This is a genomic window from Gracilibacillus salinarum (assembly GCF_022919575.1).
Classification (GTDB): Bacteria; Bacillota; Bacilli; order Bacillales; family Amphibacillaceae; genus Gracilibacillus; species Gracilibacillus salinarum.
In genome coordinates, this window is the sequence record NZ_CP095071.1 from 4,418,570 (window position 1) to 4,439,911 (window position 21,342).

Here is a 21,342-nt window from a genome sequence, read left to right on the forward strand (position 1 = left end):
AACAATGAAACTAGGTGTATTTACTGTTTTATTTGCAGAGAAGAAATTTGAAGAAATGCTCGACCATGTAAAAGCAAGCGGCTTAGATGCTGTTGAAATTGGCACAGGAGGTTATCCTGGTGATGCACATTGTAAAATAGATGAATTGTTAGCAGATCCAGATCAACGAGCACAATATTTGCAAGCGGTTGAAGAAAGAGGATTGACGATCAGTGCTTTTAGTTGTCATGGCAATCCACTTACTCCTGATAAGTCTTTCGCGAAGGAAAGTGATGAGGTGCTAAGAAAAACGATTGAGTTAGCTGGTCTGACAGGTGTACCTGTAGTCAATTGTTTTTCTGGAACTCCAGGGGATCACGAAAATGCAAAAGCGCCAAATTGGCCGGTTGCACCGTGGCCGAATGAATATGCTGACGTTTTAACGTGGCAATGGGAAGAAAAATTAGTTCCATATTGGAAGGAAATTGGTGCTTTGGCAGACAAACATGGTGTAAAAATTGGAATTGAGCTCCATGCAGGTTTTCTCGTCCATACGCCTTATACGATGTTAAAGTTGCGAGAACAAACAAGTCCTGCGATTGGGGCCAACCTTGATCCGAGTCATTTATGGTGGCAAGGAATTGATCCGGTAGCTGCAATCAAAATTTTGGCAAAAGAAAATGCCATTCATCATTTTCATGCAAAAGATACATACATTGATCAGGATAATGTCAACATGTATGGTCTGACAGATATGCAGCCTTATGGCAATATTCAAACAAGAGCTTGGAATTTCCGTTCGGTTGGCTGTGGACACAGTCTTGAGGAATGGTCAAATATGATAAGCGCACTTCGCACGTTCGGCTATGATTACGTTATCAGTATCGAACACGAAGATCCGATTATGTCGATAGATGAAGGATTCAAACGAGCGGTTGATAATTTACAAGCGGTAAATATTAAGGAAAGCCCGACCGATATGTGGTGGGCATAAGAGGAGGAATATGACGGTGGGAAAATTACGGATTGGATTAATCGGTGCCGGTGGTATAGCAACGGATGTGCACATTCCGGCATACAGTCAAATAGCGGATCAAGTCGAAATCGTTGCAGTAGCAGATGTGGTGTATGACAAGGCAAAGGCAGTAGCAGCAACACATCAAATCGAGCACGCTTATGAGCAATATGAGCAAATGCTTGCTGAAGCGAATTTAGACGCGGTCAGTGTGTGTGTACCTAATAAATTTCATAAGGATGCCGCTATCGCTGCATTACAAGCTGGGTGTCATGTATTGTGTGAGAAACCACCTGCAATGAACCAAATCGAAGCAAAAGAGATGGAAGAGGCAGCAAGTGAATCTGGCAAACTATTAATGTATGGTTTCCATTATCGTTTTCAGGCAGAAACGCAAGCAGCTAAACGCTTTATTGATGCTGGTGAGCTTGGTGAGATTTATTCAGGACGTGTGCAGGCAATCAGACGACGCGGTATTCCAGGCTGGGGTGTCTTTACCAATAAAGAGTTACAAGGTGGAGGTCCATTAATTGATATTGGTGTGCATATGCTCGATACTGCCCTATATTTGATGGGATACCCTGAACCGGCCGTCGTACTCGGTAAAACCCATCAGCAAATTGGTACCAAAAAAGGTGTCGGTTTATTAGGGGAGTGGGACTATCAAAACTATACAGTCGAGGATATGGCGGTAGGTATGATCACGTTTGAAAACGGAGCATCATTAGTCTTGGAATCAGCTTTTGCTGCTAATGTAGAAAAACGAGACACAATGCAGGTATCTTTAATGGGGAATAAAGGCGGTGCCGATATTTTTCCGTTAAAAATGTACCAGGAAAAGCATGATACCTTAATCGATATTACGCCAGCTTATTTACCTGAGGCGCATGCCCATCATCAGGAGATTCATGCCTTCGTGAAAGATTGTATCAATGGAAATGTAACGGATCAATTCGCCAAACAAGGAACAAATATTCAAAAAATAATCGACGGGTTATATCAATCAGCGGAAACGGGTAAAGCGATTAATCTATAATTCATATTGAAGAGGAGCGTTAAAAATGGGGAAAATAGCAATTCAATTATATTCTGTGCGTGATCATACATCCAAAGATTTTCTCGGAACATTAAAAAAACTTGGAGACATGGGCTATGAGGCGGTTCAATTTGCTGGGTTCTTTGACACACCTGCAGATGAATTAAAGAAAGTAATGGATGAGTCTGGCTTGGTTGCAGCCGGCAGTCACATGCCTTTTGATAGTTTAACTGGAGAACAATTAGAATCATCCTTAGACTACAATCGTACTATCGGCAATGATTTGATCATTTGTCCGATTTTACCAGATGAATTAAGAACGGATGAATCTGCTTATTACCGAGCTGCACTAGAATTAAACGAAATTGGTCGTAAATGTAAAGAAGCGGGATTTACCTTTGCTTATCATAATCATGATATGGAGTTTTTTGATTTAGGGAATGGTAAAAGAGGCTTTGATATTCTATTTGAAGAAACAGATAAAGAGTACGTGAAAATGGAGCTGGATTGTTATTGGATTACACATGCAGGTTATGAGCCGATTCAGACGATTGATGCTTATCATGACCAAGTAGTGTCACTGCATATTAAAGATATGACAGTGGAGGATGGAAAGAAGCGAAGCATCGAGATTGGTAAAGGGACATTAGACATTGCTTCATTGTGGCAAAAAGGTGAAGAAACTGGTGTGAACTGGTATGTCATCGAACAGGAACAATTCGATGGTGATCCATTAGAAAGCGCAAAAGTAAATGTCACCGAGCTAAAAAACGTTATCAAAAACGAAGTTACCAAATAACTTATTAATAAAAGGTTCCGCTTATCACACGCTGATAACCGGAACCTTTTTGTGTATACGACAGGAAAGCAAATCATTTCAAAATAACCACTAAGCACTTGACATAATCTGCATTATGGGTAGTTGCAATTTTTCTTCTGTCTTGAAAACTATTATACAGTTTTCAAGACAAATAGTTTTGCCTGGTAATCTCCGGGGTGTTCACGGCTCCAATAGTCACCGGCGCGATCGGTGTAATCACCGGCGAGGATGATGCCTACGTTCATTAATTCATCGCCATAATGCGTTGTGGAATCGTTTATTTGATACAGCTTATTTGGATCTAGTCCTGCTAATTTTACTCGCTGATATGCTTCATTAGGTGTTGCTAACGTTTTATAATAGCCAACAATTGCTTCCTCTTTATCTGTGCTGACTACCATCCAAGACGTTTCATTTCCTTCGAAAGGACTGAGCAGACGATGGAACTCTCCGTCTCTTATTAACTGGCGATGCTCTTTAAAGAAAGCTACTTGCTCTTTTACTTTTGCTTTGTCCATATCTGCAAGTGTTGTAATATCTAATTCATATCCGAATGTCCCAAAATAAGCGACTGCTGCTCGTGTATCCATAGGAGTATGTCGTCCTACCTGGTGATTAGGGACAGCTGAGACATGACTTCCGATTGCGCTTAATGGATAAACCATTGAAGTTCCATATTGGATCTTTAGTCGTTCAACTGCATCCGTATCATCGCTGGCCCATGTCTGTGGAGCATAATACAGCATGCCTGGATCGAAGCGGGCACCACCGCCAGCACACGATTCGAACAATATTTCAGGGTGTTTGTTGATAAGTCGCTCATATAAATCATAGACTCCTAGAATATAGCGATGGTAAACTTCTCCTTGTTGATCAGCTGGCAGTACTTGCGAGTAAGCTTCGGTAATATAGCGGTTCATATCCCACTTAATATAAGAAATTTTTGCTTTGGAGATCATTCGGTCTATCAGGTCATAAATATAATCAACCACTTCAGGCCGGGAGAAGTCTAGCACAAATTGATTTCTGCCATGTGAAGCACGTCGGTTTGGAGTGGCAATAATCCAATCAGGATGCTCTTCATATAATTTTGTATCCTTACATACCATTTCAGGTTCAAACCAAAGTCCAAACCGCATGTCTAAACCTTCTATTTTTTCTGATAAACTATCAATTCCATTTGGTAGCTTTTCTTCATATTCAAACCAGTCTCCGAGTGAACTGGAATCATCGTCTCTTTTGCCGAACCAACCATCATCTAATACAAATAATTCTATACCTAATTCTTTGGCGGTACTTGCGATTTCGATTACCTTCTCTTCGTTAAAATCAAAATAGGTCGCTTCCCAATTATTAATCAGAATTGGCCGGGTTTTGTCACGCCAGTATCCTCGTACAAGGCGTTCTCGATAAAGGTTATGATAGGTTTGACTCATTCCGTTTAATCCATTCTCGCTGTAAACCATTACACATTCTGGTGTCTCGAAGCTCTCGCCGGGTTGTAACTGCCAACGGAAACGATACGGGTTAATCCCCATCGTGACACGACTAACCTGATATGTGTCAACCTCTACCTGCGCAAGAAAATTCCCACTGTACACAAGACTAAAGCCGTAAACTTCACCGTTCTGTTCATCGGCATTATATCTTTTTAAAGCGATGAACGGGTTAAAGACGTGACTGCTTGCTCCGCGATTACTGTAGATTGACTGAATGCCCTTTGATAGTCTTTTTGTTTCGACGTGTGCCTCTCTTGCCCAAGCACCTTGTAAGTGCAGCATGTCAAACTTATCATCTGGAAGGTCAAGGCTCATACTCATTGCCTGATCAAGGGCATAATTGTGTTTCCCTTCATTTCTAAAGGTAGCATGACGAGTAATGACGTTCCTGTTCTGATAGACGGTATAAGATAAAGTTAATCGGCACTGAAGGATGTCATCAACTAAATCTATCTCCAACGTATCTGCTTCTGAGTCTGTTTCTGTATATGTTGCTGGTAAAGCGTGCAGCGATTTTTTCCCTTGATAAAGGCGGCATTCATCATAAGTAAAGTTGGTGATATGACCGTCATCTTCACTAATGATCGAATGAGCAGGAAAGCGGAAATCAGTTGAACCAAAGCTTGGGTATTCTTGTTTGATATGTTCCATCGAGGACGTATGATCTCCTTCGAACATATTACAGGAAGGACGAACTTCACGCTCGATTAAATGCTCAAATGATTTCCTGTGATGTATTCGCTTACCAAAATATAGATGTTCCAATTGTTCGCTTTTTTCTAACACACGGAAAATATAACTGATGTGATCATTGTAGAGGTGAAATTCTTTTTGGTCTCTATTAATAGCTATCGGCATGATAAAACCTCCATTTTAAGTTAACGTTTACTTATTGTAATATAGTAAACTTTCGATGTCTTGTCAAAAAAATATGATGTAATACATAAATAATGATAGACAAACCCGATGTTTACGTTTTAATATATTACCTAATGGATTAAGTAATTTAAAAAAGGAGTGGCATTATGCCTCAAGATAATGGGATCTCCCTGGATTTCGAAAAGAGGTTTGAAGAACAGCAGGATGTAAAAGGGAGGCTGTTCAAGACGTTGCATGTTATGTACCGTGGTCATTATATGAAACTATTTGTTTCTTTTTTATTCTTTTTATTGAAACATTCACCGGTATGGATATTGCCAATAGTTACAGCTAATTTAATTAATTTTGCGGCTAATCCTGGTGAACAGGACATTCAAGTGATATGGATCAATATTATCGTACTAACGGTTGTAATTATTCAGAATTTACCTAGTCAGATTCTACATATCAGCTTTATGAGTAAAGCGATTCGACATGTTGAAGCAAGTTTGAGAAGTACTTTAATTCGGAAGTTGCAACATCTTTCTATTTCTTACCATGGTGAGTTACGTTCAGGTAAACTGCAAGCGAAAGTTCTTCGTGATGTAGAAATGATCGAAATAATGTCCAAACAGACAATGTTAGGTGTGTTGCCTGCTCTCATGAATGTAATTGTTGCTATAGCTGTTACTGCAAATCGAAGCTGGTCAGTTACATCATTTTTCCTGATTGCTATTCCAATTTCGATAGTCATTGTCTATTTCTTTCGTGGGAAATTAAATAGAAGAAATCGTGAATTTCGTGAACAAGTGGAAGAAATGTCTGGGCAAGTAGCGGAGACAGTAGAAATGATACCAGTAACAAGAGCCCATGGTCTGGAAAAAGTAGAAATTAACAAGATGGACTCACTGCTTCACCATGTAAGGGGAAAAGGATACAAGTTAGATATAACGGAAGCGTTCTTTGGAGCGAGTAACTGGGTCGCCTTTCAATTGTTTCAGGTGATGTGTTTGTTATTTACCGTTTATTTAGCCTATCAGGGACGAATCCCAATCGGAGATGTTGTGCTCTATCAAACTTACTTTACACAAATTTTGATGTCGATTTCTGGTGTGATCAATATTTATCCGCAATTGGCGAAAGGCTTCGAATCCGTTCATTCCATTTCTGAGATTTTATTTGCTAAAGAAACGCAGGAATACCAAGGGAAAATGAAGCTGAAACATTTAGATGGTGCAGTCGAATTTGATAATGTTTATTTTAAATATCGAGATACAGATAAACATGTGCTTGAATCCTTTCGCTTATCAGTGAAACCTGGGGAGACGATTGCTTTTGTCGGAGAATCAGGAGCAGGGAAATCTACTATTTTAAATCTTGTCACTGGATTCTATCGTCCGACTTCAGGAAGCATTTTGATTGATGGCATTCCAATGGATGATGTAAGCATGCGAAGTTTTCGAAAAAAGATAGCGGTTGTGCCACAGAATACGATCTTATTTTCTGGCTCCATTAGGGATAACATTACCTACGGATTAGCAGAGGTCAGCGATCTGGAAGTGCAGGCAGCGGTCAAAATGTCGAACCTGCAAGATATTATCAACGAGTTACCTGATGGTTTGGATACAAAGATCGGAGAGCATGGTGACCGATTATCTGGTGGGCAGCGACAACGAATTGCGATTGCTCGTGCCTTTATTCGAAATCCGCAAATGGTTATCTTAGATGAAGCAACGTCAGCACTTGATAATGTATCGGAGAAACTAATTCAGGATGCGATGCATGAATTAGTAAAAGGGAAAACCACTTTTATTGTAGCCCATCGATTGTCAACTATTCGTGATGCCGATCGTATTGTTGTGATGAAAAATGGTCAATGCGTAGAATCGGGAAGATATGATCAATTACTTGCAAACAAGGGAGAGTTCTATCAAATAAAGATGGCATCTGAAGCGGCACAGTCTTCTTTCGGGTGAGGTGGATGTTCTTTCAAAATGAAGGGAAGTTCAAATAAGTAATTGACAATTATCGATAAGTTAATTAGTATTAATTTATTAAGTTATCGATAAACAACGAAAGGGTTGAGACTTATGAAACAATTAGCAATGGAGGTCAAAGACCATCTTGAGCATAAAATTCTCCCATTCTGGATGAACTTAAAAGATGAACAAAATGGTGGTTTCTATGGCGAGGTAGATTATTCATTACAAATAGAGAAGGAGGCAGATAAAGGAGGCATTGCAACAGCAAGGTTTCTCTGGACTTTTTCTTCTGCTTATCGTGTAACAAATAATGAAAAATATTTCGAATATGCCGATCATTTGTATGCATTTTTACGTGATAAACTTTATGATCGAACACATAAAGGTATCTATTGGTTAGTAGATTTTCGTGGTGAACCGAAGGATACAAGAAAGCATGTATATGCCCAATCGTTTGCGATATATGCCTTGAGTGAGTACTATCGTGTCAGTCAATCGCAGGAAGCGTTAGACTTGGCTATGGAAATCTATCATCTAATTGAGGAAAAGGGCTATGATAAGGAAAATCAAGCCTATATGGAAGAGTTTGACCGCGCTTGGCATCCTGTTGATAATGAAATGCTCAGTGAAAACGGTGTTATAGCGGAGATAACCATGAATACACATATCCATGTGTTAGAAGCATACACAAATCTTTATAAAGCATCTCCCAATCAGGATCTGAAGCAACGATTACATGATCTGCTACAGGTGCATTATAAAAAAATCTATGATGAGCAAACCAAATTTTTGGGTGTGTTTTTTGATAAAGAGTGGCGATCGTTAGTGGATATGAAGTCATTCGGCCACGATATAGAAGCGAGTTGGCTGATGGATGAAACAGTGAAAACAATTAATGTAGATGACCCTAACTATGACAAGATGATTTTGGATATTGCTTATAATATTGCTGATTATGCGATGCGGGAGGATGGCTCTCTAATTAATGAGCAGGTCAATGGGGAGTACGATTACACCAGAATCTGGTGGGTGCAGGCTGAAGCGATGGTTGGCTTCCTGAATGCTTATCAGCATACGGATGACCTGAAGTTTGAGCAATTAATAATAAAGCTATGGGACTATATTAAACAAAATATTGTCGACAACCGGGAGAATGGTGAATGGTATTGGTCAATAGAAGCGAATGGAAAGCCGACAGAAAGATCAGTCGGTGAACCTTGGAAGACATCGTACCATAATAGCAGATTTTGTTTAGAATTTATTGAAAGGGTGTTGGTCTAATGATCCACGAGAAATATTATTCATTGCTGGAAGAACAACAACAATTAATTAATCAAAAAAATCATCCAGATTCTACTTTTTATAATGGTGTGTATACAAAATATCAACAACCCGTATTGACGCGTCATCATGTCCCATTACATTGGCGATTTGATTTAAACAAAGAAACCAACCCGTTTTTTATGGAACGATTAGGTGTCAATGCAACGTTTAATCCTGGTGCGATTTATCATCAGGGTAAGTATTATATGGTGGTTCGTCTTGAGGGAGTAGATCGTAAGTCTACTTTTGCCTTGGCAGTTAGTGATAATGGTATTGATCAATTTTCGTTTATTGATAGTCCGCTTGTTTGGCAAGATATCGATCCAAAGGAAACGAACGTATATGACATGAGATTAGTGAAGCATGAGGATGGCTGGATATATGGCATCTATTGCTCGGAAAGTAAAGATCCGAATGCTGGGGAGTTTGATACGTCTAGTGCAGTAGCGCAGGCAGGACTTGTCAGAACGAAAGATTTGAAGGAGTGGGAAAGACTTCCGAATATCCAGACTCCTTCACCTCAGCAGCGTAATGTCGTGTTACATCCTGAGTTTGTAGAGGGGCAGTATGCTTTTTATACTCGACCTCAAGATGGTTTTATATCAACAGGCTCTGGTGGAGGTATTGCATTTGGTCTTACCCAAGATATCACCAATCCTGTTATCAAGGAAGAGAAAGTGATTCATGGTAAGAAATATCATACGATCTATGAAGTGAAGAATGGCCAAGGACCCGCTCCTGTCAAAACAGAGAAAGGCTGGATTCATATTGCTCACGGAGTACGCAATACAGCGGCTGGATTACGTTATGTATTGTATACTTTTGCAACAAGTTTAGAAGATCCTACCCAATTAATCGCTCTTCCTGGCGGGCATTTTATTGCGCCTTATGACGAAGAGAGAGTGGGCGATGTATCCAATGTTATCTTCTGTAACGGCGTGATCGTTGATGAAAATAATGATGTATTTATTTATTATGCATCGAGTGATACAAGAGTTCATGTTGCAACTACGACGGTAGAGCAATTAATAGATTATACATTCCATACGCCGGAAGATCGATATCGTTCATTAGACAATGCACAGCAAAGAAAGGATTTAATCGTACAGAATGAGGCATTGTTAAAGGGCTAATACTTCCTTTGTGGCCATATCGTTTGCCTGCACTTATGAAGGGTCATAGGTGTAGGTTTTCTATTTATCACGGTGCTAACCGTCTGTAAGACTCCTGCTTCACGCTTCGAGTATCACAAAGAAACTAAGTGGGAGTGGACAGACGCTACCACCCTGATAAGTTTCGCTAATGATCAGTGGGTGGTCAAAAATCCCCGCTGATCAAAGTCTTACTTTATTCTATATTTACTTAATCTAAAGTAAAATATTAAAGTAATTAATATAAAAAAGTGATATGATAGGAAAAAAGATATGTGAAAAGCATGAATTGGGGTGAAAAAATGAAAGTAAATGTCACGATGAAAGACATTGCTGAACGCTTAAATGTAAGTAGTGTTACGGTGTCAAAAGCACTAAATGATAAGGAAGGCGTCAGTGATGAATTAAAAGAGAAAATAAAATCATTAGCAGATGAGATGGGTTACCGTTACAATGCGGTTGCCAAGTCAATGAAGGATGGAAAATCCTATAATATATGCGTGATTATTCCTGAGCGGTACACCGGTATGTCACAATCCTTCTATCTCAAAGTATATCAATCCATTGCGCAGCAACTTGAGGAATATGGGTATTATGCGATTATCCATATTATGACGGATGAAGATGAAGAACAATTAAAGCTGCCTCGTATTTATCATGAACAGCGAGTGGACGGTTTTGTTTTATTAGGGCAGCCCAAGTCGGATTATATTAATCATATGAAAAAGTTAGGCATGCCATTGATATTTTTAGATTTCTACGATGAAAATAGCAATGTTGATGCTGTAATTACCGATAACTTTAATGGTGCGTATGAAATAACCAATTATTTAATCAAACAAGGACACCGGGATATAGCGTATGTTGGAAATCTTTTTTCGACTAGCAGCATACAGGATCGGTTTTTAGGCTATTACAAGTCGCTGTTAGAGCATAGAATTCAGCTGGATCAGGACTACGTTATCAGTGATCGTGATGAAAGAGGAGCCTTTATTACGTTTGATTTACCCGAAGATATGCCGACAGCTTTTGTTTGTAATTGTGATCAGGTTGCGCATTTGTTGATGGAGCGCTTGCGTGATGATGGATACAAAGTACCGGAAGATTGCTCTGTTGTCGGATTTGATAATGACATATATGCCACGTTAACTACGCCGAATTTAACTACAGTAGAAGTAGATGTCGAAGAGATGGCAAAAAATGCAGTGAAATTCATTTGCGAAAAAATGGAGAATCCAACTGCCTCGTTCGGAAGACTGGCGGTTAAAGGGAAAATCATTTATCGAGATTCCGTAAAGGAAAGGAAGTAAACCAAGGCGCCTTTTGTCTTGGTTTTGCTTTATGAACTTAATTGAGAAGATATCAGCATTCCATTCAGTTACAGAAAGAAGTGTAAGTTATGAGTGAGTCGATTCAGCGATTATTTCAATTTATCTATAGTCTGTTCCGAATTAGTTTTTATTATTGGATCTATTTGTTGAGAGGGATCATTGTGTATAGTTTCATTCCTGCGACAGCGGCATTGTGGGAAACAACTAAAATCGTCTTATTTCAACCATCAGATGAGGAGATAAAAGAGATTTTTCGTGAGTGTTATAATAAATACCGTTCGTATCGTGGTGTATCTTTTGCAATTACGATCCTCTTGGTATTACTGCAAGTTACGCTGTTTTATCTAACTCGTTCAGACCTGGCTATGCGTTTAGCCTTCATGATTGTATTGTTCTATATGATTGCACTTTTGATTTTAATTGTCGTATTTGTACTTTATTACTTTATTTTCTATCATTATCGTACAAAAGATGCTTTTGCATTAGCTTTTGTAACGTCGTTCAAAAAACCGTTGTTATCGATTGCTATTTTGTTCTGTACCGTTATATTGTATTTGCTTTTATACTGGAATCTTATAGCGTTCCTTGCGTTCGGACCATGTCTGTTTAGTATCAGCATGTCTTTGTTATTCCGAAATTTCAAGCATCCCCTTCAACGTGATGCTACTTCTTGATTTATCTTTAAGATAAACTGTCTGTAAAAGTATAGAAAAATGGCCGGCCAGCATGTGCCCGGCCGTTTTTGTGTACAAGAAAGTATCTGGTAACGCTTGTTTAAGTAATTTGTGTAGATCTTTTTGATAAGTACAGAAAATGTTAAGGCTTCGTCCACTTTCTGGCAGGAATCAACTCCACGTGGGAGCTTAGAAACTAGGCGACTTCATGCAGCGTACTACGATAAAGAAGATAAAATGGAGTTCCTATAATATGGATTATGTCAACTGCTTAGCGTTTATTTTGAAATGATTCATGTGCTAGGATACCGCTTCGGCCAACCACTTCAGCGCCTGCCTGTCCCGCGGGAGTTATTATGAACGAAACTAGCCCCTTTTCGTATTATCGAAGGTTAATCCGGGTATAGCGTAAATGAAATGAAAACCCAAATCAGAGCTAAAATACGAAAGGAGCTAGTACCATGAAGTATAACACAAAATATGTAGGATTAGACGTATCGAAAGAGAAAATTGCAGTAGCCGTTGCGGATGAAGGACGTTCTAAACCAAGGTATATTGGGATGATTGACTATACAGTAGGAGCCATTGATAAGATAATGAAGAAATTAGGAGAATCCGCAGAGCTTCAAGTTTGTTATGAGGCCGGAGCTGTTGGGTATGGACTCTATCGATTGCTTACACATTTGGATATCCCTTGCGAAGTTATTGCGCCATCCTTAATCCCTCAGAAACCTGGTGATAAGGTGAAGACCGATAAGCGAGATGCTTTAAATCTGGCAACCCTTTATCGCGCAGGGGAATTAACACCGATTTTTGTCCCCACAGAAGATGATGAGGCTTTACGTGATTTAGTTCGGGGACGTGAAGATGTGAAGGAAGATGAAAAAAGAGCCAAACATAGAGTAAACCATTTTCTTCTTAGAAATGGAAGAAAAGAACCGGGAGTCAGAAAATGGAGTGTGAGATATTGGGAATGGCTTCACACCTTAACATTTAAGCGATTAACATCAAGGAGCATATTCCAAGAATATGTGCAACTACTTAGGGAATCTCAACAACGATTAAAGCGATTAGAAAAGATTATTAAAGAAGAAGCCGAAAATGGTGTACATGCCCCCATGATCCAAAAACTTATGTCACTTCGAGGTGTAGCCTTAATCACCGCAACTAGTTTAGTGGCAGAAGTCGGTTCATTTGAACGCTTTCAAAAAGCCAGCCAATTTATGGCCTACACAGGTTTGGTGCCGATGGAAAGTTCCAGCGGGTATATACGGAAGCAAGGTAATATAACGAGAACAGGAAATAGACATGTTCGAAGGCTTTTGATTGAGGCTGCATGGAGTTATCGTTATTCACCTGCCGTGAAAGGAGAGTTGGCAAAGAGACAAAAAGGACAACCAGCTAATGTTACAACTATTTCGTGGAATGCCCAACAACGCTTGCATAAGAAGTATTTCCGACTAATGCAACGAGGAAAAGAAAGTGGTAAAGTTATCACAGCTATTGGGAGAGAGTTGGCAGGTTTCATATGGGCAATTGCCAACGAACCAACTAATGAATTTACGTAATCATTAAAGTAGGCATGCGCGAATAAAAGGAAGAAGTGATCTGTAATAAAAGGAAATGAATATAGGGCTTGAAGGCAAAGATAAAAACCGTAAAGGATAACGCACGACGTAGACTTGTGCTAGCTATGTTTTAATAGTGAACGCACGCCAGGAGTTCGTGACAGATCCTGAAACGGAAAGATAAAATGTGAGAACCCACGGATATCAGTATGCCAATCGGAGCAGAGAATTTTTGCCTTCATGCCGTGTGTTCACCTCCTTTATAACTGAAAAGGAAGGGTGAATCCCATTATTTCTTAGCTTTGCATAAGTGTCTCTCCTATCAAAAGGATCGTCAAGGAGAACACTTGACAATCCTTTTGATAGGAGAGGAGAAGTTGGTAAGCTAAGAAGAAGGAGATATTCTGCATATCTCTGCTTATTGAATAGTATTTAAAAAAAGAGCCAACATAGACTCTTAGCTTAAGGTTGCCCAAAATTAGAAACTTTCCATTGTTTGCGAGAGGGACTTGACAGTTTCGTTCATATCAGTCTATGTGGTTGGCCTGCGCTGATGTATAGCTCCACAATTTATGCGACAACTAGGATATGAAGCACTATTTACAAGATTTAAACCTTAATTGATGAAATACATTGCTAAGCACCACTGCTTCTAGCTGTTCCAATCGTTGTAGTACTTCCCATTAGCGTAGGAAATAGGCGGAGACTCCCGTGGAATCAGCGCGAGCTGAAGATCCATTTATGAAAGAAAAGAATTTTCTTTCATAAATTAGCTGAAGTCGTGCCCACAGGACGCGGAGCCTATTTCCGGAGCTTTGCTGAGCAGATAAATTATATCAGAATGACTATTTTGCAATAAAGCCTTTGTTGACATAATCCGTATTATAGGAAGTTGTTTATTAATTAAGTCAATTAGGACCGCTTGAATTTCCTCACTTTTTCTTAGAAGAATGTAATAGGTAGGCTAATTATAATATACAAATTGCAGAGTAGAATGGGATATGGATCCGCTTTATTTATATTTGTTAACTTAACGATTAGTTTTCTGTTCTGGTTTACTGTATTTTGCTATACAGAATATATAGAGGTGGTTCATAACCAGATGAAGAAGTATATATTAAGTAATTCACTATTAAGTAACCTTAAATATTATGAGAGTAAAAAGCAAAAAAAGTATTGACGAGTAAACGTTTTCAGGTTATTATTAATTTAAGGTTACTTTAACGTTAACCTAAATAATTAAGAGTTATGAATTAAAGGAAAGGGGTCAAAAAACATGCTTAAGCTTAATCAAAAGTTATTAGTGTTTTTTGCATCAATGTTAGCGATCGTCGTAATTGCTGGTTGTTCTTCTGATTCAGAAGAAAGCTCTGGAGAAGGATCTGACCAGCCAACATACGAAACATGGAAAGAGAAAGATCCAGAGGAAATAGAGGGAGATCTTACTGTAATCACGCACAGAACGGATATAGTGGACACTGTTTACCAAGAATATGCCAAACAGTTTAATGAAATTTATCCGAATGTAAATGTGAATTTTGAAGCATTAACAGATTACGGTGGAGAAATTATGCCACGTATGAATACGGAAGATTATGGGGATGTGCAATACATACCTGTACAAGTTCCTATCGAAGATATCCCGAATTTCTTTGAGCCAATGGGTACATTAGAAGACATGCAAGAAAAGTACTTAGGTGTAGAAGAACGTCAAGTTGACGGAAAAGTTTATGGGATTCCGATTGCTTTAACGTATACAGGTGTTATTTATAATAAATCAGTATTTGAAGAAGCAGGCGTTACAGAACTTCCTAAAACACAAGATGAATTTATTGCTGCATTAGAAAAAGTGAAAGAAAATACCGATGCAGTACCGTTATATACAAATTACGCAGCTGGTTGGCCGTTAACCCAGTGGGAGGGTGCGGTTACCACTACTGCTGGTAACGTTGATTATTACAATGTCGATATGTTAGATGACCCAACACCATTTGATCAAGGAGATCCGCATTATGAACATTACAGTTTAATGTATGAAGTAGCGGAGAAAGAACTTATTGAAGAAGATCCACTAACTACTGATTGGGAAGCTTCTAAAGTAAGAATGAATAACGGTGAAATTGCCACCATGGTATTAGGTTCATGGGCACTGGAACAAATTCAGGGTGCAGGAGAAAATGCAGATGATATCGGAATGATGGCATTCCCTACAGATGCAGAAGAAACTATCTTCTCTCTTGGTGCAGATTTAAATATCTCTATTAATAAAAACAGTGAAAATAAAGATGCTGCTTTTGCTTGGGTAGACTGGTTCATTCATGATTCAGGTTATTCTGTAGAGCAAGCAGGCGGAATCAGTGCATCGAAGGATATTCCCTTACCGGATGCATTAACGGCAGCGCAAGAGGAAGGTGCACAATTTGAAATGTTAACACCAGCGCCTGACGATAAACAAGGACTGCTCGATGAAGTAGATAAAGAATCAGAAGTAGGACTTTGGTTAGAACCGAACAAAAAAATCATTATTGAGGCAGCCATTGGAAATCGTGATGAGTCTTATGATGATATTATGAACAGCTGGAACGAAGATTGGTCAGCAGCCTATGAAGAAATAGTAAGTGAATAAATAAAGTGGTAAGCAGCTTAATCAGTAATGGTTAGTACTGCTTACCCTTTCTATAAAAAAATAGAGAGAGAAAAGTGAAAATTAAATGAAATATGGGAAGCATGCTTTCAGATTTCATTTAGTTTTTAACGGGAGGTGCAACGATTTGTTCTCAAAATTAAGTTATAAAAGACAACGTAGCGTTATTATTGTTGCTTTTCTTATCGTTCCATTAACTTTGTTAGGCACATTCAGCTTTTTACCGGTGGCCAATATGTTCTGGTACAGTTTAACAGAATGGAATGGATTTAGTGATAAAGAATTTATCGGTTTAGAAAATTATCGGACAGTATTTACCGATCCGGAGTATTTTCGAGTATTTACTGTCAGTCTGTATTATTTCTTTGGGACCTTTTTACAGATGGGTCTAGCCTTATATTTTGCTACTATTCTAAGTTTTAAAGTACGAATGAAAAACTTTTTCAAAGGCGTTATCTTTTTCCCGTATTTATTAAACGGGGTTGCTATCGGGTTTATGTTTCTATTATTCTTCCAGCCTGAGGGTGGACTGGATACCATTCTTGGATTGGTTGGATTAGGAGATTTCACCACACATTGGTTAGGGAATCCGGATGTTATTAATATTTCATTAGCAGGTACATCGGTATGGAGATATATGGGTTTCAACTTCATTATATTCCTTGGAGCTATTTCTTCGATTCCAAACGATGTCTATGAAGCTTCTGAAATTGACGGTGCGAACAGATGGCATCAATTCCGCTATATTATTTTACCAAGTATTAAAATTATTGTTTCATTAAACTTAATTTTGGCTATCAGCGGTGCTTTAAGTGCTTTCGAGATCCCTTATATTATGACAGGTGGTTCCAACGGAAGTGCAACATTTGTTATTCAAACAGTAGATACAGCATTTAAATATGGAAAAATTGGTTTAGCATCGGCGATGGCTGTTATTTTGTTATTCATCGTTATTATCGTAACAGCTGTACAACGAAAATTCTTCTCGGAGGACGATTAATATGAATGGTAAACACTTCGCAGGTAGTTTCATCAAATATGCGTCATTAATTGTAGGTGCACTTGCTGCTATTTTACCAATATTGATAGTGTTATTTGCATCTTTCAAAACAGGAGCTGAATATACAAGTACGGGACCATTAACTCCTCCAGAAAATTGGACCAACTTTGAGAACTTTAAGCGAGCTTTTACAGAAGGAAATATGCTGACAGGTTTTAAGAATACACTGATTATTTTACTAGTTTCGATTGTTGGTACCACACTTGTTGGTTCTATGGTTGCCTTTGTATTAGACCGGTTTAAATTTAGAGGCAGTAAATTAATATTAGGTGCCTTTCTATTAGCGACATTGATTCCAGCTGTAACAACTCAGGTTGCCACATTCCAGATTGTTAATTCATTAGGTTTATTTAATACGATATGGGCAGCAATTATTTTGTATCTCGGTACAGATATTATTGCCATCTATATTTTCTTGCAGTTTATGAGTTCTATTTCCGTTTCACTGGATGAATCAGCAATGCTTGATGGAGCGTCTTATTTTACAATTTACCGAAAAATCATTTTGCCGTTATTAACACCAGCAATCGTAACGGTCATTATTGTAAAAGGTATCAACGTGTATAACGATTTCTATACACCGTTTCTATACATGCCAAAAACAGATCTGCAAGTAATTTCGACCGCATTGTTTAAGTTCAAAGGTCCATATGGCTCTGAGTGGGAAGTTATTTGTGCAGGCATTATGCTTGCTATTATTCCGACATTTATAGCATTTATTTCCTTACAGAAATACATCTATAACGGATTAACTTCAGGATCGGTTAAATAACAATTTATAAGGCAACAGGAAAAAGGAGAGAAAGACATGGAATACATCAAAGGTTTTACGTTTGGCTGGGGGGCAAAGCGTGGCGACTTTTCAAAAGCAGAAGCAAAAGAATCTTTAAAATTATTGAAGGAACGAACTGCTAGTGAATATGTCATATTTGCATTAGCAGCTACTCAAGAAACTGCTTTTTCGACAGAAGTGATTTATGATGGAGAACATATGGTAACAGATCATGAACTGGAAGAAATGATCGATTACGCAAGATCACTAGATTTAAAGATTATGATTAAACCAACGGTAAATCCAGCAGACGGTATCTGGCGTGCACATATTAATTTCTTTGATATAGATGTCCCATGTGAACCGAAATGGCGTGACTGGTTCAGAAGCTATACCGATTATCAATTACATTATGCCAAGATCGCAGCGAAGAAGAATGCGGAAATGTTCATTGTTGGTTGTGAAATGGTCCAAACAGAAAGAAAAGAACAAGAGTGGCGTCAGTTGATTCGTGAGGTTAGGCAAGCGTATAAGGGATTGATCACATATAATACCGATAAATACCAAGAAGCAAATGTCAGCTGGTGGGATGAAGTAGATGTGATTTCATCTAGTGGCTATTATCCATTGGGTGACTGGGATAATCAATTGGACCGTATAGAAGAAATTATCAAACCCTTTAACAAACCGTTCTTTTTTGCTGAAGCAGGTTGTCCCAGCAGAACTGGCTCTGCTAATGTACCAAATGACTGGTCCATGGATGGAGAGATTAATTTCGAAGAGCAGAGAGCGTTTTATCAGGATATGTTTGCCAAAACAGCAAAGAGGGATTGGGTGCTTGGGTTCGGTTTATGGGATTGGAAAGCCCTTCTTTATCCAGAGTCTGAGGCAGACAAAGATGGAGATTATGCCGTTTATGGTAAACCAGCTGAAAATGTAATAAAAAACTTTTATCTATCTAACTAATGAATGAAAGTCGTTCTATCTGAATAGGATAGTGCGGCTTTCTTTTACAAATAGCATGAATGAGGTGACTGACATATGAAAAAAGAAAATTTCAATCAAAATTGGCAAATGAAAACACTAGATAATGAAGATACGTATGCTGTAACACTTCCAGCATCTGTTATGGCTACACTGTTTGATGCAAATGTAATAGAAGATCCGTTTTATCGAGATAATGAGGACTTGGCAAAGGAAATTGCGAGTAAGGATTATCTTTTCCGAAAAGAATTTAACATCGATCGCGAGCAATTAGCGTTCCAACATATTTCTTTCATGTTTCACGGGATTGATACGATTGCTGCTATTATGCTGAACGGGCAAACACTACTAGAAACCGATAATATGCACCGTACATATGAAGTAGACATCAAACCTTATCTTCAGGAAGGTGAGAATGTACTCGAGGTTTATCTCTATTCTCCCATATCCTATATAACGGAAATGCAGCAAAAAGATCCTTTAGCTGGCGTAGATCATGCGATGGAAGGCTATCAGCATTTGCGAAAGGCGCACAGTATGTTTGGCTGGGATTGGGGACCGAAAATTCCTGATTTGGGCATTTGGCGTGATGTTGAATTAGCGATGTGGAATGACAATCGCATCAGTGATGTGTATATTTCCCAACAGCATGACACAGATCATGTCCAATTGGATGTGCTGGTATCTTTTGAAGAGTTAGTTTCAGATGACTACCATTTGTCTGCGAATTTAACAGCTCCGGACGGAACAATGTGCGGACAGGAAGTAAATAAACTGCAACAAGAAACAGCAATAGCAATTTCAGTAGAGAATCCAGTATTATGGTGGCCGGCAGGTTTTGGAGAGCAGTCACTTTATCAGCTGGAGGTTATGTTAAAGAGAGAAAATGAAGTGATCGATCAACAAACCTATACGATCGGCTTGCGAACGATTGAAGTCAAACATGAAGCGGATCAGTGGGGTAAATCTTTTGAATTTGTAGTGAATGGTCAGCCAATCTTTATGAAGGGTGCTAACTATATACCAGAAGACAACCTGTTGCCGAGAACATCAAGAGAGAGAACGGAACGATTAATTAAAGACAGTGTATCAGCTAATTTTAATATGATTCGTGTCTGGGGTGGTGGACATTATCCTGAGGATTATTTCTATGAATTATGTGATCGATACGGGCTTGTTGTATGGCAAGATTTCATGTTTGCATGCAGCGTATATCGCCTAACCGATTCATTTGAAGAGAATGTTCGTCAAGAAGCTGTCGATCAAATCAAACGGATCCGCCATCATGCTTCGCTCGGCATTTGGTGTGGAAACAATGAAGTGGAAGAAGCAATGGAGCATTGGGGATGGCCGAAACGATCGGATTGGCGTAGGGATTATATTAAATTATTCGAGATTATGCTGCCAGACATAGTGAAGCAGTATGATCCACAGACGTTTTACTGGTCTTCCTCTCCGTCATCTGCTGGTGGCTTTGATAACCCACGTAACCCTGATGTTGGAGATATGCATTATTGGCAAGTGTGGCATGGCGAAAAGCCGTTTACGGATTATCGACATTACTTTTTCCGTTTTTGTTCTGAATTTGGCTTTCAGTCCTTTCCGTCTATGAAAACCATTGAGTCCTTCACGGAGCCAGAAGATCGCAATATTTTCTCAAGAGTGATGGAAAAGCACCAAAAAAATGATGCTGCCAATGGTAAGATTTTGTACTATTTATCAGAAAATTTTCTTTATCCAAAGGACTTTGATGCATTGATTTACACATCCCAGCTCCTGCAAGCGGAAGCGATAAAATATGGTGTAGAACATTGGCGTCGTAATTTGGGACGTTGTATGGGAGCACTTTACTGGCAATTAAATGATTGCTGGCCAGTAGCTTCGTGGTCCAGTATTGACTATTACGGAAGATGGAAAGCATTGCATTATTTTGCTAAGAAATTTTACGATCCTGTATTGCTATCCATTGAGGAAGGGGAAAAGGACGCTAATATATATATTACGAATGATCGTTTAACAGCGATAGATTGTAAGGTTGAGTGGAAACTTCGAAACAATCAATCTGAGATTATCGAGCAAGGTCGTTTCTCTACGGTTGTGCCGGCCTCGACCGCTCAATCGTGTCAGTCGCTCGATTTTTCTGAAGTATTAACGGAGCAGCGGAAACGTAATTGTTATTTAGAAGCAACGCTTTATATGGATGATTACTATTACAGTCATGCAACGGTGATCTTCACCAAAGCCAAACATTTCGAATTTTTAAATCCTCAATTGACAACCAAAGTGAGCGAATCGGATCAGGAGTTTCAGATTGAAGTACAAGCAGCTGCGTTTACGAAATACGTCGAAGTACAATTAACAGTTGATGCCGTGCTTTCTGAAAATTACTTTGATTTGTCTGCAAAGGAGCCAAAGGTTATTACGATCAATAAGTCGCAATTAGAAGAGACTGTAACGCTAGAGCAGTTGGAGCAAGGACTTGACGTTCGCAGTGTTTATCATATTACGCAAGCTAAATAAAGAGTTCGTATCAGCAGGGATGATGTCCCTGCTGATAGGAACTGATCAGCCGTATTTTTTAACAAGAAAAAAGCTATAAAAGTACAGTCATAGAAGTAAGCATGCTGAATAGGAAGATAGTTTCCT

General features: G+C 38.9%; 15 protein-coding genes. 14 read left to right on the top strand and 1 reads right to left on the bottom strand.

The features are described from left to right. Positions 1 to 4 precede the first annotated feature (4 nt). The 3 genes from MUN87_RS20685 to MUN87_RS20695 are packed head-to-tail and all read left to right on the top strand — an operon-like array spanning position 5 to position 2,829. Complete coding sequence (locus MUN87_RS20685) at positions 5 to 973, top strand: sugar phosphate isomerase/epimerase family protein (protein WP_244743662.1); 969 nt, start codon at positions 5 to 7, stop codon at positions 971 to 973. A gap of 10 nt (positions 974 to 983) precedes the next feature. Beyond that, positions 984 to 2,030 (top strand): Gfo/Idh/MocA family protein, encoded by a 1,047-nt coding sequence (locus MUN87_RS20690; RefSeq protein ID WP_244743664.1) that lies wholly within the window; start codon positions 984 to 986, stop codon positions 2,028 to 2,030. Positions 2,031 to 2,055: 25 nt separating this feature from the next. After that, on the top strand, positions 2,056 to 2,829 hold the full coding sequence (locus MUN87_RS20695; protein ID WP_244743667.1) for a sugar phosphate isomerase/epimerase family protein: 774 nt from the start codon (positions 2,056 to 2,058) through the stop codon (positions 2,827 to 2,829). Positions 2,830 to 2,981: 152 nt separating this feature from the next. On the opposite strand, the gene MUN87_RS20700 is transcribed toward MUN87_RS20695, so the two are convergent. Beyond that, positions 2,982 to 5,207 carry an alpha-galactosidase gene (locus MUN87_RS20700; protein WP_244743669.1) on the bottom strand — a complete coding sequence of 742 codons (2,226 nt, stop codon included), beginning with the start codon at positions 5,205 to 5,207 and terminating at the stop codon, positions 2,982 to 2,984. 167 nt (positions 5,208 to 5,374) lie between these two features. On the opposite strand from MUN87_RS20700, the gene MUN87_RS20705 reads away from it, so the two are divergent. The 11 genes from MUN87_RS20705 to MUN87_RS20755 all read left to right on the top strand — a co-directional run bounded on the left by MUN87_RS20705 (position 5,375) and on the right by MUN87_RS20755 (position 21,216). Next, positions 5,375 to 7,183, top strand: a complete 1,809-nt coding sequence (locus MUN87_RS20705; RefSeq protein ID WP_244743672.1) for an ABC transporter ATP-binding protein — start codon at positions 5,375 to 5,377, stop codon at positions 7,181 to 7,183. Positions 7,184 to 7,297: 114 nt separating this feature from the next. Next, the gene (locus tag MUN87_RS20710) at positions 7,298 to 8,470 is read left to right on the top strand and encodes an AGE family epimerase/isomerase (RefSeq protein ID WP_244743675.1); all 1,173 of its coding nucleotides are present in this window, start codon (positions 7,298 to 7,300) and stop codon (positions 8,468 to 8,470) included. Next, complete coding sequence (locus MUN87_RS20715; protein WP_244743677.1) at positions 8,470 to 9,645, top strand: glycoside hydrolase family 130 protein; 1,176 nt, start codon at positions 8,470 to 8,472, stop codon at positions 9,643 to 9,645. Before MUN87_RS20710 ends, MUN87_RS20715 begins: the two co-directional genes overlap by 1 nt. Before the next feature lie 320 nt (positions 9,646 to 9,965). After that, entirely contained in the window at positions 9,966 to 10,973 is a 1,008-nt protein-coding gene (locus MUN87_RS20720; protein WP_244748037.1) for a substrate-binding domain-containing protein, read from the top strand. An 89-nt stretch (positions 10,974 to 11,062) separates the two neighbouring features. After that, complete coding sequence (locus MUN87_RS20725; RefSeq protein WP_244743679.1) at positions 11,063 to 11,668, top strand: YesL family protein; 606 nt, start codon at positions 11,063 to 11,065, stop codon at positions 11,666 to 11,668. Positions 11,669 to 12,129: 461 nt separating this feature from the next. Next, a complete protein-coding gene (locus MUN87_RS20730) occupies positions 12,130 to 13,236 on the top strand; it encodes an IS110 family RNA-guided transposase (protein ID WP_244743682.1) in 1,107 nt (368 codons plus the stop codon). Positions 13,237 to 14,512: 1,276 nt separating this feature from the next. Next, positions 14,513 to 15,862 (top strand): ABC transporter substrate-binding protein, encoded by a 1,350-nt coding sequence (locus tag MUN87_RS20735; RefSeq protein ID WP_244743686.1) that lies wholly within the window; start codon positions 14,513 to 14,515, stop codon positions 15,860 to 15,862. 145 nt (positions 15,863 to 16,007) lie between these two features. Further along, complete coding sequence (locus MUN87_RS20740; RefSeq protein WP_244743689.1) at positions 16,008 to 16,880, top strand: carbohydrate ABC transporter permease; 873 nt, start codon at positions 16,008 to 16,010, stop codon at positions 16,878 to 16,880. A 1-nt stretch (position 16,881) separates the two neighbouring features. Continuing rightward, positions 16,882 to 17,712, top strand: coding sequence for a carbohydrate ABC transporter permease (locus tag MUN87_RS20745; protein WP_244743691.1), 831 nt, complete (start codon positions 16,882 to 16,884; stop codon positions 17,710 to 17,712). Between the two features lie 36 nt (positions 17,713 to 17,748). Next, positions 17,749 to 18,678, top strand: a complete 930-nt coding sequence (locus tag MUN87_RS20750) for a glycoside hydrolase family 113 (protein ID WP_244743695.1) — start codon at positions 17,749 to 17,751, stop codon at positions 18,676 to 18,678. Between the two features lie 75 nt (positions 18,679 to 18,753). Further along, positions 18,754 to 21,216 carry a beta-mannosidase gene (locus MUN87_RS20755; protein WP_244743697.1) on the top strand — a complete coding sequence of 821 codons (2,463 nt, stop codon included), beginning with the start codon at positions 18,754 to 18,756 and terminating at the stop codon, positions 21,214 to 21,216. The last annotated feature ends 126 nt before the right edge of the window (positions 21,217 to 21,342 follow it).

Excerpts from the sequence above, each read along its gene's own strand:
- MUN87_RS20700 (WP_244743669.1), bottom strand. The coding sequence starts at position 5,207 with ATGCCGATAGCTATTAATAGAGACCAAAAAGAATTTCACCTCTACAAT.
- MUN87_RS20720 (WP_244748037.1), top strand. The coding sequence starts at position 9,966 with ATGAAAGTAAATGTCACGATGAAAGACATTGCTGAACGCTTAAATGTA.
- MUN87_RS20715 (WP_244743677.1), top strand. The coding sequence starts at position 8,470 with ATGATCCACGAGAAATATTATTCATTGCTGGAAGAACAACAACAATTA.
- MUN87_RS20755 (WP_244743697.1), top strand. The coding sequence starts at position 18,754 with ATGAAAAAAGAAAATTTCAATCAAAATTGGCAAATGAAAACACTAGAT.
- MUN87_RS20730 (WP_244743682.1), top strand. The coding sequence starts at position 12,130 with ATGAAGTATAACACAAAATATGTAGGATTAGACGTATCGAAAGAGAAA.
- MUN87_RS20725 (WP_244743679.1), top strand. The coding sequence starts at position 11,063 with ATGAGTGAGTCGATTCAGCGATTATTTCAATTTATCTATAGTCTGTTC.
- MUN87_RS20745 (WP_244743691.1), top strand. The coding sequence starts at position 16,882 with ATGAATGGTAAACACTTCGCAGGTAGTTTCATCAAATATGCGTCATTA.
- MUN87_RS20685 (WP_244743662.1), top strand. The coding sequence starts at position 5 with ATGAAACTAGGTGTATTTACTGTTTTATTTGCAGAGAAGAAATTTGAA.
- MUN87_RS20710 (WP_244743675.1), top strand. The coding sequence starts at position 7,298 with ATGAAACAATTAGCAATGGAGGTCAAAGACCATCTTGAGCATAAAATT.
- MUN87_RS20690 (WP_244743664.1), top strand. The coding sequence starts at position 984 with ATGACGGTGGGAAAATTACGGATTGGATTAATCGGTGCCGGTGGTATA.
- MUN87_RS20695 (WP_244743667.1), top strand. The coding sequence starts at position 2,056 with ATGGGGAAAATAGCAATTCAATTATATTCTGTGCGTGATCATACATCC.
- MUN87_RS20705 (WP_244743672.1), top strand. The coding sequence starts at position 5,375 with ATGCCTCAAGATAATGGGATCTCCCTGGATTTCGAAAAGAGGTTTGAA.
- MUN87_RS20735 (WP_244743686.1), top strand. The coding sequence starts at position 14,513 with ATGCTTAAGCTTAATCAAAAGTTATTAGTGTTTTTTGCATCAATGTTA.
- MUN87_RS20750 (WP_244743695.1), top strand. The coding sequence starts at position 17,749 with ATGGAATACATCAAAGGTTTTACGTTTGGCTGGGGGGCAAAGCGTGGC.